General features: G+C 53.3%; 16 protein-coding genes and 5 pseudogenes. 7 read left to right on the top strand and 14 right to left on the bottom strand.

Annotation, left to right across the window (positions count from 1 at the left end):
• Positions 1-107 precede the first annotated feature (107 nt).
• Positions 108-1,382 carry a tyrosine--tRNA ligase gene (gene tyrS / locus O3W44_RS04735; protein WP_269292177.1) on the top strand — a complete coding sequence of 425 codons (1,275 nt, stop codon included), beginning with the start codon at positions 108-110 and terminating at the stop codon, positions 1,380-1,382.
• A gap of 53 nt (positions 1,383-1,435) precedes the next feature.
• Positions 1,436-2,296 carry a pyridoxal kinase PdxY gene (pdxY, locus tag O3W44_RS04730; protein ID WP_269292176.1) on the top strand — a complete coding sequence of 287 codons (861 nt, stop codon included), beginning with the start codon at positions 1,436-1,438 and terminating at the stop codon, positions 2,294-2,296.
• A gap of 43 nt (positions 2,297-2,339) precedes the next feature.
• Here the strand turns inward: pdxY and gstA are convergent, their stop codons facing one another.
• A complete protein-coding gene (gene gstA / locus O3W44_RS04725) occupies positions 2,340-2,945 on the bottom strand; it encodes a glutathione transferase GstA (RefSeq protein WP_269292175.1) in 606 nt (201 codons plus the stop codon).
• A 141-nt stretch (positions 2,946-3,086) separates the two neighbouring features.
• Positions 3,087-4,583 carry a dipeptide/tripeptide permease DtpA gene (gene dtpA, locus O3W44_RS04720; protein ID WP_269292173.1) on the bottom strand — a complete coding sequence of 499 codons (1,497 nt, stop codon included), beginning with the start codon at positions 4,581-4,583 and terminating at the stop codon, positions 3,087-3,089.
• Positions 4,584-5,255: 672 nt separating this feature from the next.
• Here dtpA and O3W44_RS04715 point away from each other — a divergent pair.
• Positions 5,256-5,951, top strand: a complete 696-nt coding sequence (locus tag O3W44_RS04715; protein WP_269292172.1) for a CTP synthase C-terminal region-related (seleno)protein — start codon at positions 5,256-5,258, stop codon at positions 5,949-5,951.
• Positions 5,952-5,984: 33 nt separating this feature from the next.
• Here the strand turns inward: O3W44_RS04715 and O3W44_RS04710 are convergent, their stop codons facing one another.
• From O3W44_RS04710 to ydgT, 10 genes and pseudogenes are all read right to left on the bottom strand, one after another.
• On the bottom strand, positions 5,985-6,692 hold the full coding sequence (locus O3W44_RS04710; protein WP_442954659.1) for an HPP family protein: 708 nt from the start codon (positions 6,690-6,692) through the stop codon (positions 5,985-5,987).
• Positions 6,693-6,857: 165 nt separating this feature from the next.
• Complete coding sequence (gene nth / locus O3W44_RS04705) at positions 6,858-7,493, bottom strand: endonuclease III (protein ID WP_269292170.1); 636 nt, start codon at positions 7,491-7,493, stop codon at positions 6,858-6,860.
• Positions 7,490-8,191 (bottom strand): electron transport complex subunit E, encoded by a 702-nt coding sequence (locus O3W44_RS04700; protein WP_269292169.1) that lies wholly within the window; start codon positions 8,189-8,191, stop codon positions 7,490-7,492. Before O3W44_RS04700 ends, nth begins: the two co-directional genes overlap by 4 nt.
• Entirely contained in the window at positions 8,184-8,816 is a 633-nt protein-coding gene (rsxG, locus tag O3W44_RS04695; protein ID WP_269292168.1) for an electron transport complex subunit RsxG, read from the bottom strand. Before rsxG ends, O3W44_RS04700 begins: the two co-directional genes overlap by 8 nt.
• 3 nt (positions 8,817-8,819) lie before the next feature.
• A pseudogene (rsxD, locus tag O3W44_RS04690) lies at positions 8,820-9,877 on the bottom strand (electron transport complex subunit RsxD).
• Positions 9,878-12,652, bottom strand: coding sequence for an electron transport complex subunit RsxC (gene rsxC / locus O3W44_RS04685; protein ID WP_442954603.1), 2,775 nt, complete (start codon positions 12,650-12,652; stop codon positions 9,878-9,880).
• 62 nt (positions 12,653-12,714) lie between these two features.
• The gene (gene rsxB, locus O3W44_RS04680) at positions 12,715-13,293 is read right to left on the bottom strand and encodes an electron transport complex subunit RsxB (protein ID WP_269292167.1); all 579 of its coding nucleotides are present in this window, start codon (positions 13,291-13,293) and stop codon (positions 12,715-12,717) included.
• Positions 13,293-13,874 (bottom strand): electron transport complex subunit RsxA, encoded by a 582-nt coding sequence (gene rsxA / locus O3W44_RS04675; protein ID WP_269292166.1) that lies wholly within the window; start codon positions 13,872-13,874, stop codon positions 13,293-13,295. Before rsxA ends, rsxB begins: the two co-directional genes overlap by 1 nt.
• A 122-nt stretch (positions 13,875-13,996) precedes the next feature.
• Entirely contained in the window at positions 13,997-14,440 is a 444-nt protein-coding gene (locus tag O3W44_RS04670) for a DUF2569 domain-containing protein (RefSeq protein ID WP_269292165.1), read from the bottom strand.
• A gap of 102 nt (positions 14,441-14,542) precedes the next feature.
• Positions 14,543-14,758: a transcription modulator YdgT gene (gene ydgT / locus O3W44_RS04665; protein ID WP_269294359.1), complete on the bottom strand. Its 216-nt coding sequence runs from the start codon at positions 14,756-14,758 to the stop codon at positions 14,543-14,545.
• A gap of 683 nt (positions 14,759-15,441) precedes the next feature.
• Here ydgT and ytfQ point away from each other — a divergent pair.
• The 4 genes and pseudogenes from ytfQ to yjfF all read left to right on the top strand — a co-directional run bounded on the left by ytfQ (position 15,442) and on the right by yjfF (position 19,962).
• Complete coding sequence (ytfQ, locus tag O3W44_RS04660) at positions 15,442-16,398, top strand: galactofuranose ABC transporter, galactofuranose-binding protein YtfQ (RefSeq protein ID WP_269292164.1); 957 nt, start codon at positions 15,442-15,444, stop codon at positions 16,396-16,398.
• Between the two features lie 54 nt (positions 16,399-16,452).
• Positions 16,453-17,972 (top strand): annotated as a pseudogene (locus O3W44_RS04655) (sugar ABC transporter ATP-binding protein).
• A gap of 7 nt (positions 17,973-17,979) precedes the next feature.
• Positions 17,980-18,979, top strand: a pseudogene (ytfT, locus tag O3W44_RS04650) (galactofuranose ABC transporter, ATP-binding protein YtfT).
• The gene (gene yjfF, locus O3W44_RS04645; RefSeq protein ID WP_269292163.1) at positions 18,976-19,962 is read left to right on the top strand and encodes a galactofuranose ABC transporter, permease protein YjfF; all 987 of its coding nucleotides are present in this window, start codon (positions 18,976-18,978) and stop codon (positions 19,960-19,962) included. The pseudogene ytfT and the gene yjfF overlap by 4 nt, the downstream one beginning before the upstream one ends.
• 48 nt (positions 19,963-20,010) lie before the next feature.
• Here yjfF and yciA read toward each other — a convergent pair.
• Together yciA and O3W44_RS04635 are read right to left on the bottom strand one after the other, a co-directional pair.
• Positions 20,011-20,432: pseudogene (gene yciA, locus O3W44_RS04640) on the bottom strand (acyl-CoA thioester hydrolase YciA).
• Between the two features lie 66 nt (positions 20,433-20,498).
• A pseudogene (locus O3W44_RS04635) lies at positions 20,499-21,033 on the bottom strand (septation protein A).
• Positions 21,034-21,070 lie beyond the last annotated feature (37 nt).

The following is a 21,070-nucleotide window of genomic DNA, read 5'->3' as shown; positions in this document are numbered from 1 at the left end:
AGAAGACGCCGGCGCTTTATGCTATAGCCCTTATTTTTTATGGTTCCGCAACTCAGCGGAAAGCTGTGTACCAGCCTAGGTGCAGTCTGATCAATTTGGAGTCAGTGATGACCAGCAGTAACCTGATACAACAATTGCAAGAGCGGGGGTTAATCGCCCAGGTGACGGATGAAAACGCGTTAGTAGAGAAACTGGCGCAAGGGCCAATTTCGCTCTATTGCGGCTTTGATCCCACTGCTGACAGCTTGCATTTGGGCCATCTGGTACCGCTGCTCTGCCTGAAGCGTTTTCAGGATGCCGGACACAAGCCGGTCGCGTTGGTCGGTGGTGCCACCGGCTTAATTGGCGACCCAAGCTTTAAAGCCGCAGAGCGTAAACTCAACACCAGCGAAACGGTCGGTGAGTGGGTAGAAAAAATTCGTCAACAGGTTGCACCGTTCCTGGATTTCGATTGCGGTGATAACAGCGCCATTGCCGCCAACAATTATGACTGGTTTGGCAGCATGAACGTGCTGACTTTCCTGCGCGACATCGGCAAGCACTTCTCTGTCAATCAGATGATCAACAAGGAAGCGGTGAAACAGCGCCTGAACCGTGACGATCAGGGCATTTCCTTTACCGAGTTCTCCTATAATCTGTTGCAGGGCTATGATTTTGCCTGTCTGAACGAACGACACGGAGTTTCTCTGCAAATCGGTGGATCCGATCAGTGGGGCAATATCACGTCAGGTATCGATCTGACGCGCCGTCTGCACCAGAATCAGGTTTTCGGTCTGACCGTACCGTTGATTACCAAATCTGACGGCACCAAATTTGGTAAAACCGAAGGTGGCGCGGTCTGGCTGGATGCGAAGAAAACCAGCCCATATAAGTTCTATCAGTTCTGGATCAATACGGCTGATGCCGATGTGTACCGCTTCCTGAAGTTCTTCACCTTCTTAAGCATTGAAGAAATCAATGCGCTGGAAGAAGAGGATAAAAACAGCGGTACTGCGCCGCGTGCGCAATATGTGCTGGCCGATCAGGTGACCCGCCTGGTTCACGGCGAAGAGGGTCTGGCCGCCGCGAAACGTATTACCGAAAGCCTGTTCTCTGGCGCGCTGAGCGATATGACAGAAGCGGACTTTGAGCAGCTGGCACAGGATGGTATGCCAACCATCACGCTGAGCGCGGAAGACGATTTGCAGCAGGCTTTAGTCAACGCTGAACTGGTGCCATCACGCGGCCAGGCACGTACCATGATTGGTTCCAATGCCGTCTCGGTCAACGGTGAGAAACAATCTGACGCTGAGTATCGCTTCAGCAACAGTGACAAACTGTTCAACCGTTTCACGCTGTTACGTCGCGGCAAAAAACATTACTGCCTGATTAACTGGCAGTAAGCTTTCAGGGCCGGTTTCCGGCCCTTTTTCATGGCAAGGCAGTACAGGGTAAAATGAAAAATATTCTCGCAATCCAGTCACACGTGGTTTTTGGTCATGCCGGTAACGCGGCGGCAGAATTCCCAATGCGCCGCCTCGGCGCAAACGTTTGGCCTTTAAACACCGTTCAGTTTTCAAACCATACGCAATACGGTCACTGGACGGGTACAGTGATGCCCGCTACGCATTTAACCGATATTGTCAAAGGCATTGCTGATATCGATCGTCTGAAAACCTGTGATGCAGTGTTAAGCGGTTATCTGGGATCAGCGGAGCAGGGCGAGCAGATTCTGGCGATCGTGCGCCAGGTTAAAGCGGCAAATCCAGACGCCTGGTATTTTTGTGATCCGGTGATGGGCCATCCAGAAAAAGGCTGTATTGTTGCGCCAGGCGTTGCAGAATTTCACTGCAAGATGGCCTTACCAGCCAGCGATATCATTGCACCGAATCTGCTTGAGCTGGAGATGCTGAGCGAACGCAGTGTGACCAGCGTTGAATCCGCTGTTGATGCTGCGCGTGCGCTGATTGCGCAAGGGCCAAAAGTGGTGTTGATAAAGCATCTGGCACGCGCCGGACGTCGTAGCGATCGCTTTGAAATGTTGCTGATAACCGCTGACGAAGCCTGGCATATCAGCCGTCCGCTGGTGGATTTTGGCGTGCGCCAGCCGGTGGGCGTGGGCGATTTAACCAGCGGCCTGCTATTAGTGAACCTGCTGCATGGTAAATCATTACAGGACGCGCTGGAGCATGTGACGGCCGCCGTCTATGAAGTGATGCTTAAAACCCACGAGATGGGCGAGTACGAGCTACAGCTGGTGGCAGCGCAGGATGCCATTGCCCAACCCACACAGCATTTTGCCGCTGAGAAGTTGTGACAGCAAAAGGGCCGGGTCGCGGCCCTTTTTTATCTGCATCGCTTTAGTTTAGTCCTTCCGCTTTCAAGGCTGCCTGCACTGCCGGGCGCTCATTTGCGCGTTTAAACCAGCTCTCTAACGCATCCAGACCGGTTAAATCCAGCTTCACGGCTTTCGCCCAGCGCATCATGACATACAGATAGGCGTCGGCGACGGTAAAACGCAGCCCCATTAACCACTGCCTGTCTTGCAACGCATCATCGACATAGCTGAATTTAGCTTCAAGCTGTGTGCGGCTCAGGCTTTTATACTCTTCTGGCGTGTCAGCTCTGAATAAGGGTGAAAATCCTTTGTGCAGCTCGCTACTGATGTAACTGAGCCATTCAATGGTGTGATAGCGCGTCAGGCTGCCCACAGGGGCCAGCAGGTGGCGATCCGGTTTTAAATCCGCCAGATACTGCACAATCGCTACGCCCTCGGTGAGCACCGTACCATCGCTGAGTTTCAGCGCAGGCACCTGGCCTTTGGGATTGATTTGCCAGTAATCTTCGCTGCGTTCAGTGAGTTTCTGAGCCAAATCGACATTGACCTGAGTGAAATCTAAGCCACATTCACGCAGAACAATATGCGGGGAGAGCGAACAGGCACCAGCTTTGCAATAGAGCTTCATAACGAGGCCTCCATGTTGCGATGGGATAATTGCATAATAAATCGCCAATGCAGAATTGCCAGTGATGATGATCAGGGATCATCAGGAAAGCATAAAAACAAAAAAGCCGGGCAATGCCCGGCCTGATTCAGACAACAACGCTTAGACTTCAGCTTTTTTCATTTTGGGCTGCGGATCCTGAGTCATGCGATTAAGCAGTGGCGCGGTCAGCAGCATCAGCACGGCGATGACAGCAGTGGCGATACCAATTTGCTGGAACACTGTGCTGTAAGTCGCCAGCGAAATCAGCGGGTCGGTGACATTTTCTGGCACAGCCATCAGGCCCGCGACTTTACCAGCGATAACGGCAGCGCCTGCCGTGGTCAGGAACCATGAACCCATGATAAAACCCATCAGACGCTGCGGAACCAGTTGTGCCACCATGGCAAGACCGAGGCCCGAGATCATCAGCTCACCGATACTTTGCAGTGCATAGCTCAGGATTAACCAGTTAACTGAAACGATACCGGCATCGCTGGCAAACTTTGCGCCAACTGGCAACACCAGGAAAGCAGCTGAACAGAGCACCATGCCGATGGCAAATTTATGCGGCATCGGCAGCTTATCGCCCAGCTTGTTATAGATCGCTGCCAGAATAGGGCTGGCCAGCATGATCCAGAATGGATTCAGTGCCTGGAACTGCTCTGGCTCGAAAGTGATACCCAGAATCGTATGTTCCACATTACGGATAGCAAAGAAGTTCAGTGACGTAGGCATCTGCATATACAGAACAAAGAAGACGATCGCTTCCAGCATCAGCAAGAACGCGACAATCATCTTGCGGCGTGATGCGCCATGCAGCGAGAACGCTTCTTTGGCAAAGATCAGGATGATACCCAGCGCGATTACGCCCAGCACAATGCGCGCGATGGCCTGATGATGCAGCATCCAGGTCGCCAGTGCTACCAGCAGCACTACACCGACCAGCGTCATCAGCAGTTTACCCATTTGCAGCGGTGCGAAATCTGGCTTAGAGCCGTAATCCTTAACCATACCTCTGCAGAACAGGAAATTAAGCAGCGTAATCACCAATCCGATTACCGACAGTGAAAACGCGACGCTCCAGCCATATTTTGCAGCCAGCCACGGCGTAAGCATCATCGAGAACAGCGAACCAATATTGATCGACATGTAAAACATGGTGTATGCACCGTCGATGCGTGGATCGTCTTTCTCATAGCAGGTGGAAAGCAGGGAAGCGGGATTCGCTTTAAATAAGCCACTGCCTACCGCAATGGTCGCCATACCGATATAAACGACGCCGACGTTATGGCCTGAGAAGGCCACCAGTGCATAGCCCAGCGCCAGAACCATCACGCCTAAGATAATGACACGTTTAGTGCCGAGCACTTTATCACCCAGCCAGCCGCCAATCGCGACCAGACCATAAACCAGGGCGCTGAAAGAGGAGAACAGAGTAATGGAATCTGCTTCAGACATTCCCAGCTGTTTCACCAGGTAGACCGCCATAATGGCTTGCAGACCATAGAAGCCAAAACGTTCCCACAACTCGATAGAGAAGATCAGATAGAACGCTTTCGGCTGTTTAAACGCATTGAGACTGACAGCCTCATCAGTGTGTTTGTTTGCAGTTGACACGTGTACCTCAGTTTTTTCATACCCTGCTTCGTGACAGGAATTAAGTCTGCGTCATGAACGACTGCCATGCGCAACATTGTTATTAGAAGGGAAAAGCGGCGCCTAATTTGGCTGATTAAGGACGACAGGGCAAGAAATTTTTGTTAACTGCAACGCCCTGATATTGTAGGGTTAAAATCTCTGGCCTCTCTTGTTGGCTGAATTATAATTTTGAATAACATCATTATAACAGCATAAACACTATGGCCACATGCCTGGCATTGTGCTTTGTTGACATTAACTGCTAATCAGCCTGTTTCTGGTTAATAAAAGGGGCAGAGCCTGTTTTTAAAGAAATAAATATAAATTTTTGCTGTTGTTTTAGCCTTTCTGACTATTCGCTGTGCAGTCAGGTAGGCATATTGTTTAAAATTCGACCGCCCAAGGGGCTTCTTCACAAATAACTGATTTAATAAGCAAAGAAAAAAAAGAAATCGTTTGCGCCGTTAGGTTTTCATCGACAAAACGCGATAAAACCCCATTTTCTATGATGAGTAATGCTAAAAATGCTGCCCAGCCGGGACGAGGGCGGCTTTAACGGGGCAAAGACCGTTCCGTTGAACCCTTTTTCCTTTTCTCGACAATAAGTTAACGCTGCTGTAACCTTTGCATTTCCCTCGACAGGAGCCTGCTATGACCTCTCCGTTACGTTTATCTCTGGTGGGCGATTACCGTGCCAGCGCCGTTGCGCATCAGGCTATTCCCCTGGCGATTGAGCGTGCCGCAGTGCATCTTAATATTCGGGTTGAGCCGAAATGGCTCCCTACAGACACGCTTGATTTACAGACAATCAAACAAAGCGATGCGATATGGGTGGTTCCCGGTAGCCCCTATAAGAAAGATGATGCCGTGTTTACCACTATTCGCTGGGCACGAGAAAACAACAGACCCTTTCTGGGATCGTGTGGCGGCTTCCAGTACGCGATCATCGAATATGCCCGAAACGTTTTGGGTTGGCATGATGCGCATCACGCAGAAACTGACCAGGGCGGCCGTATGGTTATTGCCCCGTTAAGCTGCTCGCTGGTGGAGCAACGCGGTGACGTTACGTTTAAGGCGGGATCGCGTCTCGCCAGCGCCTATGGCACATTACAAAGCAATGAAGGTTATCACTGTAATTTTGGCGTGAACCCTGAGTTTAGTGCTGCGCTTGAGGGCCGCAATTTGCAGATTACCTCATGGGACAGAGCAGGGGACGTTCGCGGTATTGAACTGAACGATCACCCTTACTTTGTCGCTACACTGTTTCAGTCAGAACGCGCGGCGTTACAAAATAAGGACTCACCGCTGGTAATCGCCTGGCTGCAGGCAGCACTGGCAGCGCGTTGAGGGATAAAACAAGCCATGCTGCCAGCGCAGCGTTTAGCTTGCTTTGTATAACTGACGACGCTGCGCAATCTCTTCAGCACGCTGGACCAGCGCCTGCAGATCGTCTTCATCTATATCCAGCAACTCGCCGCTTTGCAGCGCCTCGTGCAAATCATTACGCGTCAGGGCAACCGGCAGCAGTAAAGGCTGCTGCTGGGATTTTTCCTGCGTGGGCAGATGAGGATAACGCCGTCCTGAAAGATTATTAAAAATGATTGCCAGCAGCGCGAGGGTAGCAGAGTTCAGCAGAACCGGCGTCAGAACAAACTGATAGCCGAGATGCTGGACTGTCGGACCGCCAAGCACAGCTGTAAGCGCCACAGCCCCGCCAGGTGGATGCAGGCAGCGTAATGAAAACATCAGCACTATCGCGACACAGGCGGCAATTCCACAGGCCAGAACGGAATCGGGCACCAGCAGCGCGACGGTCACGCCAACCAGCGCAGAGAGGCTGTTACCGCCGACCACTGACCACGGCTGCGCCAGCGGGCTGGCAGGCACGCCAAACAGCAGCACCGCCGATGCGCCAACCGGCGCAACGAACCACAGATTAACTTCGCCCAGCAGCCAGTGACTGAACAGGCTGGTTAATGCCAGGCCAATACCTGCACCAGAACTGGCTAATAGCACCTGCTTTTTACTCACCGCTAAGGGGTGAGGCCAGAGGCGGGATAAAAAGAGCCGCGTTTTTACCCACCACATTGCGTATAACGGTTTATCTGTTGTTCTGTTCATCGAGCCATAACATTTTCTTATTGTTAAGGCCGGAGATTTTGCTTTAATGACAACGGCGTAACAACCATGAAAAAAGTAATGGTTTCAGGGCCTGGTTAAAAATAGCGCGCTGAACAGCGCAGGCGTGGCTGCTTATGTCTCGGTTTTTTCTGCATACTCGCAGAGATCTTCAATAAGACACGAGCCGCAGCGCGGTTTACGCGCCACACAGGTGTAACGTCCGTGCAGGATCAACCAGTGATGGCAATCCACCTTGAAAGGCTTCGGCACCACTTTGAGCAGTTTTTCTTCTACCTGTTCAACATTTTTACCGGGCGCAAATTTGGTGCGATTACAGACCCGGAAGATATGCGTATCGACGGCAATCGTCGGCCAGCCGAAGGCGGTATTTAACACCACATTTGCCGTTTTACGCCCTACGCCAGGCAAGGCTTCCAGCGCCGCGCGATCTTCCGGCACCTCACCGCCATGTTGCTCAAGTAAAATGCGGCAGGTCTTGATGACATTTTCCGCTTTGCTGTTAAACAAGCCGATGGTTTTGATGTACTCCTTCACACCCTCTACGCCCAACGCCAGTATGGTGGCGGGCGTATTGGCAACCGGGTAGAGCTTTGCGGTGGCTTTGTTAACACTGACATCCGTTGCCTGCGCCGACAGTAACACCGCAATCAACAGCTCAAACGGCGAAGTGAAATGCAGTTCAGTGGTAGGGTGGGGATTATTCGCCTGAAGACGGCTCAGGATTTCTATACGCTTGCTCTGGTTCACACGGCTTTCCCGGTATTGCCTTGCGGCTCATGTGCCGCCTGCGCGGCGCGGCGCGCTGCACGCTGTTTCACCTTTTGATCAATGACATATTTACCGGCCAGCATCATGCCAAGGCCAATAAACGCACCCGGCGGCAGCATCGCTAATAGCATTGGTGTGTCAAAGTGTACGACTTCTATACGTAATGCTTTCGCCCAGGGGCCAAGCAGTTGATCGGCGCCGTTAAACAGCGTGCCGCTGCCAATAATTTCGCGCATCGCCCCCAACACCAGCATGGCGCAGGTTGCGCCCATACCAATAGCAAATCCATCCAGTGCTGCAAGCGGAATGCTGGTTTTAGACGCCACCGCCTCGGCACGGCCTACCACAATGCAGTTGGTCACGATAAGCGGAATAAAAATGCCCAGTGACTGATACAGACCGTAAGCGTAAGCGTTAATGAGCATTTGCACGCAGCTCACCACAGAGGCAATGATCATCACATAAATCGGAATACGAATGTCAGATGGCACCCAGCGGCGTGAAGCAGAAATGGCGCTGTTGGTAATGGTTAACACCAGCGTCGTTGCCAGCCCAAGGCCCAGCGCATTAGTCGCGGTCGAGGTCACCGCCAGCAAGGGACAAAGGCCCAGTAATTGCACCAGCGCCGAGTTATTTTTCCACAAACCGCCAGTCAGCAGGTCTTTAGCTTCACTCATTTGCGTCTCCACACTCTGGTAACGAAGAGAGTTTTCCAGGAAGGGTTTCAATTAACAGCGCGGTACGTTTCGTGGCGTTAACCACCGCACGCGGTGTAATGGTGGCACCGGTAAACTGATCAAACTCGCCACCATCTTTTTTCACTGCAAAGTTTTTGTCACCGGCACCCTGAACCACTTTGCCGGTAAAGCTGTTGATCCAGTCAGAAATACGTAGCTCAATTTTATCGCCAAGTCCTGGCGTTTCGTGATGTTCTACAACACGAACACCCAGCACTTTACCGGTGAAATCGGCGCCAACCAGCATCTGAATAGCCCCAGAATAGCCATCGGGTGCAGTGGTCTCAAGCGCGGCGGCGACGGGCTGTCCGGCTTTACGTGCCAGGTAAAGATGGTGAGGCTTATCATTACCCAGGGCGGTACTCGTGACAACGTAACACTCTTCCTGGATATGATTATCATACATATCGGTTGGCACGACCTGATCGAGCAGATTTTTCTGCTGGCGCTGCGTTTGATGTTCAACTGTGGGTTTGGTCACGGTATTCACCACAGCGGTAAAACCGGTGGTAATGGCGGCAAATAGCGCCAGCGTGATGCCGTTTTTACGAATTGTTTCCAGCATCCGTTATTCCTTCCGGTGACCGTAAACGCGCGGCTGAGTGTAATAATCGATCAGCGGCACACAGATATTTGCCAGCAATACCGCAAAGGCTACGCCATCGGGATAACCACCGAAACTGCGAATCAGCCACACCAGTAAACCAATCAGCGCGCCATAAATCAGGCGCCCCCGGTTCGTGGTAGACGCGGTAACCGGATCGGTTGCGATGAAAAATGCGCCCAGCATCGTAGCCCCAGAAAAGAGATGAATCATGGGGCTGTTGAGCGATTCTGGCGAAAACATCCAGCCAAGCGTGGCACAGAAACCGAGTGACAGCAGCATCGCAGCCGGAATATGCCAGCGAATAGCATTTTTCCAGAGCAAAAACAGGCCGCCTGCTAAATAACCCACATTGATCCATTGCCAGCCCAGGCCCGCCAGCACGCCGCCATAAATTGGCTGCGCCAGCAGTTGATCGGCACTGTGACCGGCACGCAGGCCCGTTTTAAACGTGTCGAGCGGGGTGGCCTGGCTGACGCCATCTGCGCCCAGCTGTAACTGCTGCATGGTCTCGCCCGCCAGGGTATGGCCGCTAAAAATCATGCTCAGGGCGTCGGACAGGCTGGGTTTGATCGTCTGCAATACGTCGGGTGGCAGCCAGCTGGTCATTTGCACCGGGAAAGAGATCAGCAGCACCACGTAACCGACCATCGCCGGGTTAAAAGGGTTTTGTCCTAAACCGCCGTAAAGCTGCTTCGCGATCACGATGGCAAAAACAGTGCCAAGTACCACCAGCCACCACGGTGCCAGGGGGGCAGGCTGATACCCAGTAAAATGGCTGTCAGTAGCGCCGAATTGTCTGCCAGGTTAGCGGCGATGGGGGCTTTACGTAAGTGTAAGATCGCAGCTTCAGTGATCCAGGCCGTAAGGCTCGCCAAAATAACCTGCAACAGGCTGCCGTAGCCAAAAAAGTAACACTGCGCGGCGAAACCCGGCACGGCTGCCAGCGCCACCAGCAGCATGATATTGCCTGTGCTACGCCGGTTATGGGTGTAAGGAGAACTTGCGATACGAAAAGCCATTTATTCCTCAAGCGTCGATGTCGACTGCGCTTTACGCGCTTTGGCACGGGCGATGGCGGCAGCAATAGCTGCTTTTCGCGCATCTTCAGGTTGATTAAGGGCCGGAGCCTGTTCAGGTTCCGCATTAGCATTATTGGCTTGTTCTTCAGCCTGTTCCGCTTGTTCTACATTGGCGCGGGCAATCGCAGCCGTTTCAGCAGTGATGCGAGCATCTTGCTCTGCTTCTGCAATCGCCTCGTCTGAAGGGGCTTTTTCCGCCGCAGCGGCTTTTTTCGCCTTAGCGCGGGCAATAGCCGCAGCGACTGCCGCTTTACGCGGATCGTCCTGTGCGGTTTCTGCAACCGGCGCAGCTTCAGCAGGCGCAGCGTCCGCCGCAGCGGCTTTTTTCGCCTTAGCGCGGGCAATAGCCGCAGCGACTGCCGCTTTACGCGGATCGTCCTGTGCGGTTTCTGCAACCGGCGCAGCTTCAGCAGGCGCAGCGTCCGCCGCAGCGGCTTTTTTCGCCTTAGCGCGGGCAATAGCCGCAGCGACTGCCGCTTTGCGCGGATCGTCCTGCGCGGCTTCTGCAACCGGCGCAGCTTCAGCAGGCGCAGCGTCCGCCGCAGCGGCTTTTTTCGCCTTAGCGCGGGCAATAGCCGCAGCGACTGCCGCTTTACGCGGATCGTCCTGTGCGGTTTCTGCAACCGGCGCAGCTTCAGCAGGCGAAGCGTCCGCCGCAGCGGCTTTCTTCGCCTTAGCGCGGGCAATAGCCGCAGCGACTGCCGCTTTGCGCGGATCGTCCTGTGCGGCTTCTGCAACCGGCGCAGCTTCAGCAGGCGCAGCTTCCGCCGCAGCGGCTTTTTTCGCCTTAGCGCGGGCAATAGCCGCAGCGACTGCCGCTTTGCGCGGATCCTCCTGCGCGGCTTCTGCAACCGGCGCAGCTTCAGCAGGCGCAGCTTCCGCCGCAGCGGCTTTTTTCGCCTTAGCGCGGGCAATAGCCGCAGCGACTGCCGCTTTACGCGGATCGTCCTGTGCGGCTTCAGCAACCGACTCAGCCTCAGCAGGCGCAGCTTCCGCCGCAGCGGCTTTCTTCGCCTTAGCACGGGCGATTGCGGCTTCGACCGCTGACTTACGTGGATCAGCGGCTGGCGCGTCGTTGCCTGCAACCACTTCTGCTGATGACGGTTTTTTCGCTTTAGCGCGGGCAATGGCGGCTTCCACCGCAGCCTTGCGTGGATCTGTTGTCTGACGGCTCAGTGCCTGTGTTTCAGCCTGAATTTCAGCCTGACGCAAACGTGCCTGTGCATGACGGGCTTCGCGCTGCGCAACGGCGGTGGCTTCGTCAACTTCAGCTTCCTGCTTCGCTTTCAGTCGGGCTTTCGCTGCGGCAAGTTCAGCGTTATCGCTGCGCGCTACACGCTGCTTCGCCTCTACATGGCGGGCTTCACGGGCCAGTTTTTCACGTTCCAGTCGCGCCTGACGCGCTTCGAAACGGGCTTTCGCTTCCAGCGTGCGTTTCGCTTCTAAATCAATGGCGCGCAACGCCGCTTTTTCCTGGCGATAATATTGCACCAGCGGGATATTGCTTGGGCACACGTAGGCGCAGGCACCGCATTCAATGCAGTCATCGATATGGTGCGCGCGCGCTTTGTCATGATCGCCACCCTGGCTGTACCAGTAAAGCTGCTGCGGTAACAGCTTCGCCGGACAGGCATCCGCGCAGGCAGAGCAGCGAATGCAGGACTGCTCCTCTTCGTTGTTCCCCATTTCGTTGCGGGAGGGCGCAAGTATGCAGTTGGTCATTTTAACCACGGGCACATCCAGTGAGGGCAGGGTAAAGCCCATCAGCGGACCGCCCATGATCACCATCTGTTGCGGTGCGGGACGAAAACCAACATGATGCAGCAGATGGCTGACTGGCGTGCCGAGCCGACTCCAGACGTTGCGCGGCTGGGCAATCGCTTCACCGGTTAGCGTCACAACGCGCTCGGTAAGCGGTTCTCCGTTGATAATGGCGCGCTTTACTGCCCATGCCGTACCCACGTTTTGCATCAGAACGCCAATATCGGTAGAGCGTCCGCCGTGTGGCACTTCCATCCCGGTCAGGATTTTCGTTAATTGTTTCGCGCCCCCTGACGGATATTTGGTTGGAATGACGCGGATCTGCAAGTCACGTTCGCCACCCAGCGCATGTTTCAACGCGGCGATGGCGTCAGGCTTGTTATCTTCAATACCAATGAATACGCGTTCTGCTTGCAGCGCCCATGCCAGAATGCGACAGCCTTCCAGCACTTCGGCGGCGTAATCCTGCATCAGCCGGTCATCGGCAGTGATGTAAGGTTCACATTCAGCCGCATTGATAATGAGTGTCTTAACGCCACGCAAGCCCCCTTTCAGCTTGGTTGCGGTAGGGAAGCCTGCACCACCCAAACCGGCAACGCCCGCATCGTGAATGCGCTGAATGATCTCGCCGCGATCGTGCTGCCGATAATCGGGCAGCGGGTTCAGCGGCATCCAGCGGTCTTCACCATCTGGCGTCATGAAAATGCACAGCTCAGACAAGCCAGACGGATGCGCAGTCATATGTTGACTAATAGCGTCAATCACACCGGAAGTTGGCGCGTGAACCGGTAACATGCGCCCGTTGCCAAAGGTCAAAGGTTGACCACGCAGCACGTTGTCACCGGGTGAAACACAGATTTCGCCTTCGTGACCAATATGCTGCTTCAGCGGAATGATAAAGCGGTGCGGCAGCGGCAGTTCGCTCAGCGGCGTGCCGTTGGACTGGGTTTTCATTTCGGGGGATGAATACCGCCCTGAAAATCCCAGATTTTATCTTTTTGAAGAAATTTAACAGATTAAGCATGACTCTCTACCGGGATCACTCGCACAGGAATGGTCTCAAGATCCCACTTCCAGTTGGCAGTGGTGGTCGCCACTGGACGCATTTCAATGCAGTCGGTAGGACAAGGTGCGACACACAGATCGCAGCCAGTGCAGACGTCGCTCAGTATAGTATGCATGGCGCGCGTGGCACCCACGATGGCATCCACCGGGCAGGCCTGAATGCACTTGGTACAGCCGATACAGTTCTCTTCGTCAATCCACGCCACGGTGCGTACGGGCGCTTTGGCCTCTTCATCACCGTCAATGGGTTGGGGGTCAACGTTAAGCAGTTCAGCCAGCTTAAGCATGGTCTGCTCGCCGCCTGGCGCGCATTTATTGATCGCTTCTCCGTTGTTTCCGACAGCATCCGCATAGGGGCGGCAGCCCGGGTAGCCGCACTGCCCACACTGGCTTTGCGGCAGCACAGCATCAATCTGCTCAACAATCGGATCCTCTTCGACCTTAAAACGGCGCGAGGCATAACCCAGCAAGGCACCAAAAACCAGGCTGAGGGCACTTAATACTGCAATAGCTATCCAAATCGCACTCATCAGAATTTCACCAGCCCGGTAAAGCCCATGAACGCCAGCGCCATCAGGCCAGCGGTAATCAGTGCAATTGAACTGCCTTTAAAAGGCGCAGGCACATTGGCCAGCACCAGACGTTCACGCATGCCAGCGAACAGCACCATCACCAGCGAAAAACCGATCGATGCGCTAAAGCCGTACAGGGCTGCTTGTAAGAAAGTGTGGTTGAGGTTAACGCTCAACAGCGGCACACCGAGCACCGCACAGTTAGTGGTGATCAGCGGCAGAAAAATGCCTAGCAGGCGATAAAGCGATGGGCTGGTTTTACGTACCACCATTTCTGTGAACTGCACGACCACAGCGATCACCAGAATATAGGCCATGGTGCGCAGATAGACTAAATCAAGCGGCAGCAGGATAAGGTGATTGACCAGCCACGCACAGATCGAGGCCAGGGTAATCACAAAAGTGGTGGCGAGTCCCATGCCAATTGCCGTTTCCAGTTTTTTGGAAACGCCCATAAAGGGACAGAGGCCGAGAAACTTCACTAATACGAAGTTATTCACCAGCACCGTGCCAACAAAAAGGAGTAGATAATCGGTCATTTTTTCGCCATGAATTCGGAAAGCGGCTTATTATCAGGGATAAGAGGATGCATCTCAACTCCTGCGCCTCATCAGACGCAGGAGACCGCACTCAGAATTAAATTATTAACCTTTTTAGGACATTAAGGCTGGGTAAAGGTCGCTTTAACGCGCTGAGAACGTTTGAAATAAGGTGCAAACACAGCAGCAGCCAACAGTGACAGCAGCAGCGTTTGTAATGCTTTCGCATCAGAGACTGGGGTAAAGGCAAAGGTTTTCAGTGCCAGCAGCACGGTTACCAGCAGCCACAAGACATAATGGCGCGGCAGGCGACGCGAACGTTTGAAAAACAGCCAGCAGACCCACAAGCTGTAGAGCCAGACAGCGGCGGCGGTCAGCACAGATATCGCCCACTGCAGCAGCAGGGTGCTGCCGTGGGAGAAGAGCGTAACGCGCCATGCCGGGTTAAACAGCGGCGAGAGATACATCGCCAGTACCAGGGCGGTGGTTAACAGGGTCATAATTAGCCAGGCCAGCGGCAGCAGTAACCAGCCACCAATACGCGGCGCAGCAACCTGTTCATTCATAAAGGGTGTTCCTGTTTCGGGGATCGAAGCAGAGCAGAATAGCATGTCCAAACAGGACACGCCCGACCTGGACAAGAGCAGCATAAAAAGAGGGCGGCAGCGTTAAATCACGTAGCGCCAGACCGTTTTCGGCACGCGCCCGAGATCGAATAAACGTCCGCCGGAAGCGAGCTCAGCGCGGCGATGATCAGCAGCGCGGTACATATTGATGATGTCCTTATCGTCGGTGAGCGAATAGTTGAGGTGATCGTAGAGTTTTTCCAGACTCTCAAGGTTATTCACTTTGCGAAATTTAAGCAGGTAATCGTGCGCAGTCATCATTGCCATAACATAAGGGAACAAAGGAGTGCTCAGTATAGGGAGCAACCTTAGCCTGTCCAGATCCCAGCGACAAAAAAAGTACAAAATCAGACTAACGTGTAAGTTAAGTCACTAAAAGTGACTTTTTGCTAATCCTGGAGCGAACAGCCAGAGTGCTGATGACGTTTCGCTTCGTAGTCAGGCGTCAAATCTCAGGGATCTGTCTGTAACTTTCAGGCCATCACAGCATTGCAAACTTTTTTTCGCATCTTTCTCTCTGCTGTCAGGGTTTTTTTCCAGGGTTTATTTGCCTTTTTAAACCGTTAACCGGAACAAACTGGCGAGCCGGCGTTATCCCACTGCTGTTTAACGCAGAAGGGTCAGAACGCCTTTGTGGCAGGAATCACAAAATGCGTTATTTATCGCTTCGCTCGCAGATAACCATTCTGTACGCATCTCTGTAATCGCTTTCAATCGATACGCACATAAGCGATTCTGTTTATTACAATTATTTAAACGGAACGTTAAATAACAGCAGTTATTTCGTCCATAACACCTGGCTACACTCAGGGCTGCTACTCTCGTAACCCCTTTAAATCGTTCAATTTTGTGAAGCTCGTCGCCCTTATTCCAGCGGTTTTAGTCCAGGCTGAAAAGGCTCTTTACCCTACAAAGCAAACGCCCTTCAGAGGAAAAAAAATATGTGGAAACGTTTACTTCTGACCACGCTGGTCAGCGCCGCGTTGACCGGACCGGTGATGGCTGCGGATATGACGGTTGGCTTCTCACAGGTGGGCTCAGAATCCGGCTGGCGCGCAGCAGAAACCAATGTGGCGAAAAGTGAGGCACAGAAACGCGGCATTACATTGAAAATCGCAGATGGACAGCAAAAACAAGAGAATCAAATCAAAGCAGTACGTTCATTTATCGCACAGGGCGTAGATGCGATTTTTATCGCCCCGGTCGTACAAACAGGTTGGGAGCCAGTATTAGAAGAGGCCAAAGAGGCCAAAATACCGGTATTCCTGCTGGATCGCGCCATTGTAGTGAAAGACAAATCGCTCTATATGGCGGTGATAACGGCGGATAACGTTTTAGAAGGCAAACTGATTGGCGACTGGCTGGTAAAAACCGTTGGCGATAAACAGTGTAACGTGGTGGAACTGCAGGGCACCGTGGGTGCCAGCGTGGCGATTGATCGTAAGAAAGGCTTTGCCGAAGCGATTGCGGGTCACCAAAACATCAAGGTGATCCGTTCGCAGTCGGGTGACTTTACCCGCAGTAAAGGCAAAGAGGTGATGGAAAGCTTTATCAAAGCAGAAAACAACGGCAAGAACATCTGCATGGTGTATGCGCACAACGATGATATGGCAATCGGTGCAATTCAGGCCATTAAAGAAGCGGGTCTGAAGCCAGGGAAAGATATTCTGACCGGATCAATTGATGGTGTCCCTGATATTTACAAAGCGATGATGGCAGGCGAAGCCAACGCCAACGTGGAACTGACGCCAAATATGGCTGGCCCGGCGTTTGATGCGCTGGAGAAGTTCAAAAAAGAGGGGACTTTGCCACCCAAAATTATCAAAACCGAATCGAAACTCTTCTTACCTGCCGACGCTCAGGTGGAGCTGGACAAGAAAAAAGGGATGGGTTACTAAGCCGCAAACCGCCCTTTGGGGCGGTTTTTCATGACGTGAGGCGGAGTCGGGCACATGACCACACATAATGAATCATCGTTGTTAACCCTCAGTGGCGTCAGCAAAATTTCCCTGGCGTTAAGGCGCTGGACAATGTCTCTTTTAGCCTTCGCAAAGGCGAAATAATGGCGCTGTTAGGGGAAAACGGTGCAGGTAAATCGACGCTGATCAAGGTATTAACCGGTGTGTATACACGCGATGCTGGCACCATCACCTTAAATGGTCAGCTTGTTTCGCCCCATAGCACGGCTGACGCGCAGGCGATGGGTATCGGTACGGTTTACCAGGAAGTGAATTTACTGCCTAACATGTCGGTGGCGGATAACCTTTACATTGGGCGTGAACCGCGCCGTTTCGGCATGATCGATCGCAAGCGTATGATGCGCGACGCAGACAAGCTGATGCGTAATTACGGCTTTTCGCTCGACGTGACGCGTCCGCTGGGCCATTACTCGGTGGCAATGCAGCAAATTGTGGCCATCTGTCGTGCGGTCGATCTCTCTGCTCAGGTGTTGATCCTGGATGAACCGACCGCAAGCCTCGATGCCAGTGAAGTAGAGATGCTGTTTACGCTGATGGCGCAGCTGAAAGCCAAAGGAATGAGCCTGATTTTTGTCACTCACTTTCTGGACCAGGTCTATCGCATTACCGACCGAATTACGGTATTGCGCAATGGGCAGTTTATCGCCACGCGAGACACCGCATCCTTGCCGCAAATTGAGCTGATTAAGCTGATGCTGGGCCGCGAATTGCTGCAAACCGCCTTGCAGCGCCAGGGCAGCACACTGCGCAGTCATCACCCCGTCGTCTCCTTTGAGGATTATGGTAAAAAAGGGACGATTGAACCCTTTAACCTGGCGGTCCGGCCTGGTGAGGTGGTAGGGCTGGCGGGTTTACTGGGATCGGGCCGTACCGAAACCGCAGAGGTCTTGTTTGGTATTCGCCGTGCCGATCGCGGCACCGCAAAGATCAAAGGCAAAGTGCAGCATATTCGCACCCCCGCAAAGGCATCACGGCTGGGGATGGGTTTTTGTCCTGAGGATCGTAAAACTGACGGGATCATTGGCGCAGCCTCGGTGCGCGAAAATATCATACTTGCGCTGCAGGCTCAGCGCGGCTGGCTGCGCCCGATTAAAAAGCGTGAACAGCAAGCCATCGCTGAACGATTTATCAAAAGTCTCGGTATTCGTACTCCGCATGCCGATCAACCGGTTGAGCTGTTATCGGGCGGTAACCAGCAGAAGGTGCTGCTGTCACGCTGGTTAGTGACTAAGCCGCAATTTCTGATTCTGGATGAGCCGACGCGCGGTATTGATGTTGGCGCTCATGCCGAAATTATTCGGTTAATCGAATCCCTGTGTGCAGACGGGCTGGCGCTGTTGGTTATCTCCTCTGAACTTGAAGAACTGGTGGGTTATGCCGATCGCGTATTAATTATGCGTGACCTGAAACAGGTGGCAGAAATTCCACTGGAGCAGCTTTCCGTGGCGTCGATTGTGAATGCTATTGCCGACGGGGGCGCACAACATGCTTGAATCCCCTATGACATCTGAAAAATCGAACCGGCGTAAGCCAAAACTGCCGCCCGGCATGCCGCAGATTGCCGCACTGATTTTGGTGCTGCTGGTGGACAGCCTGGTGGCAAATAATTTTTTGCTGTGCATCTGCAAGACGGACGCCTGTTTGGCAGCCCGATTGATATCCTTAACCGCGCGGCCCCGGTTGCCCTGCTGGCGATTGGCATGACGCTGGTAATTGCAACCGGGGGCATTGATTTATCCGTTGGCGCGGTGATGGCGATCGCGGGGGCGACCGCGGCTACCCTGACGGTGGCGGGGCACAGCGTGCCGTTTATTATCCTGGCCACGCTGGGTACTGGCTTGTTGTGCGGTGTGTGGAATGGCGTGCTGGTGGCGCTGTTGCGTATTCAGCCCTTCGTAGCCACCTTGATTCTGATGGTGGCAGGGCGCGGCGTTGCGCAACTGATCACCCAGGGTCAAATTGTCACCTTCGACAGCGACAGCCTGGGCTGGTTTGGCAATGGCTCGCTCTGGCTGCTGCCCGTGCCGGTATGGATGACGGTAGCAATGGCACTGCTGGTCTGGCTGCTGACACGTAAAACGGCGCTCGGTTTGTTTATCGAGGCGGTGGGGATTAATTTACGTGCGGCGCGCAACGCGGGCGTTACCGGCTGGCTGGTGGTGATGTCGACCTATGTCATCAGTGGCTTGTGTGCTGCGGTTGCAGGGCTGATCGTGGCGGCCGATATTCGGGGGCTGATGCCAATAACGCCGGTTTGTGGCTTGAATTAGACGCCATTCTGGCAGTGGTAATAGGCGGTGCGTCGTTAATGGGGGGCCGCTTTAATCTGGTGCTCTCCCTGATCGGCGCGCTGATCATTCAGTCGATGAATACCGGCATTTTGCTTTCCGGTTTTCCACCTGAACTGAATCAGGTAGTCAAAGCGGTAGTGGTGATGTGTGTGCTGCTGCTGCAATCGCCGCGCTTTATTGCGATGCTGAAACGGAGACGCCCACAATGATCAAACGTCATCTTCCCTTAATGATTACGCTGCTGGTGTTTATCGCGGGTTATCTGTTCTGCCTGAGTCAGTTCCCTGGCTTCGCCTCGACACGGGTGATTTGCAACATCCTGACCGATAACGCTTTTCTTGGCATTATCGCAGTGGGCATGACCTTTGTGATCCTCTCTGGCGGGATTGATCTCTCGGTGGGGGCGGTGATCGCCTTTACTGGCGTGTTTCTGGCGCGGGTTATTGGCGATTTTCACCTTAATCCACTGGTGGCTTTTGCCCTGATTTTAACCCTGGGCGCGCTGTTTGGTGCCATGATGGGCTGGCTGATTGATGCGCTGAAAATCCCCGCCTTTATCATTACCCTGGCGGGAATGTTTTTCCTGCGCGGCTGTAGCTATCTGGTGTCTGAAAACTCAATACCCATTGATCATCCACTTTATGCCACGCTTTCAAGCCTGGCCTGGAAAATCCCCGGCGGTGGGCGGCTTAGCCTGCTAGCGGTGATCATGCTGATCGTGGTTGCAGGCGGCATCCTTCTTGCTCATCGGACCCGCTTTGGTAATCAGGTTTATGCCATTGGTGGCAGCCTGACCTCTGCCCAATTAATGGGTGTCCCGACTCGCGCCACAACCATCAGGATTTATATGCTTTCCACCACGCTGGCAACGCTGGCAGGCATCGTCTTTTCAGTTTATACCTCGGCAGGCTATGCGTTAGCCGGTCTGGGTGTGGAGCTGGATGCAATTGCTTCGGTGGTAATTGGCGGCACGCTGCTGTCAGGCGGGGTAGGCACCGTATTAGGTACCCTGTTTGGCGTGCTGATTCAGGGACTGATTCAAACCTGGATTAACTTCGACGGCACGCTGAGCTCATGGTGGACCAAGATCGCTATTGGCATTTTGCTGTTTGCCTTTATTGCCTTACAACGTTTACTGACTGTGATGTGGGATCGCCAGCAAAATGCGCCGGTAAAACGGGTAACGCCCTAAAAAACAGGCGGCTCGCAGGAGCCGCCTGGGTTGCTGGCAAAAAGCAGGTTAGCTGGAGGGCTGTTGATTCGCGCGTCCTGACGGCAGCGGGCGAGATTTCCCTTCATTATCGACGGCGACGTAGATAAATACCGCTTCGGTTGCGCAGTAGGTCTGACCAATAGGTTCAGACGAGACCTTTTGATCCACACTTCCACATTGATTGTCATTGAACTGGTACCGGTGCGAATGCAGCGCGCATGGCAACTGACGACATCGCCGACAGCCACCGGTTTCATAAATGACATGCCATCAACGCGCACCGTTACGACGCGACCTTCAGCGATCTCCTTTGCCAGAATCGCGCCACCCATATCCATCTGCGACATGAGCCAGCCACCAAAAATATCGCCATTTGCGTTGGTATCCGCCGGCATGGCTAAGGTACGCAACACCATTTCGCCTTGCGGCAACTTATGTTTATCGTCCATTGCTTCAGTTTCTTATGCAGGTGATGGCGGCAAGCGCCAAAAATGCCCGGCGTACCGGGCAGAGTTTTATTTTTGTTCTTGTGGCATCTGTCGCCAGATATAGAAGCCGCTGAGTAGAGTAAACAGCAGGGTAAGCCCGGTCAGACCAAACACTTTAAAGTTAACCCAAAATGCCTGAGATAACCAAAATGCAACATAGATATTCAACAGGCCGCAAAGCAGAAAGAAGAGGGCCCAGGCAATATTCAAACGGCGCCAGACAGCATCAGGAAGCTGTAACTCTTTGCCCAGCATGCTCTGAATTAAAGGCTGTTTCATAAACCACTGGCTGAACAGCAGCGCCAGCGCAAACAGGCTATAGATAACCGTGACTTTCCATTTGATAAATTCATCGTTATGAAATACCAGCGTCAGGGTGCCAAACACGGCGACCAAAACAAAGGTAAAAGGGTCATTTTTTCCAGCTTGCGATAAAGCACCCAACTGACGACAAGCGCCAAACCGGTTGCCACAATCAGTGCGCCGGAAGCAACAAAATGTCGTACATCTTGTAGAAGATGAAAAAGACCACGAGGGGAAGAAAATCGAGTAGCTGCTTCATAAATATTCCAGTAAGGCTGGTGTATCAGTCAGTGCGC

The organism is Pantoea sp. LMR881 (genome assembly GCF_027157825.1).
Lineage (GTDB): Bacteria > Pseudomonadota > Gammaproteobacteria > Enterobacterales > Enterobacteriaceae > Pantoea > Pantoea haifensis.
This window is presented reverse-complemented; position numbering and strand designations above follow the sequence as displayed.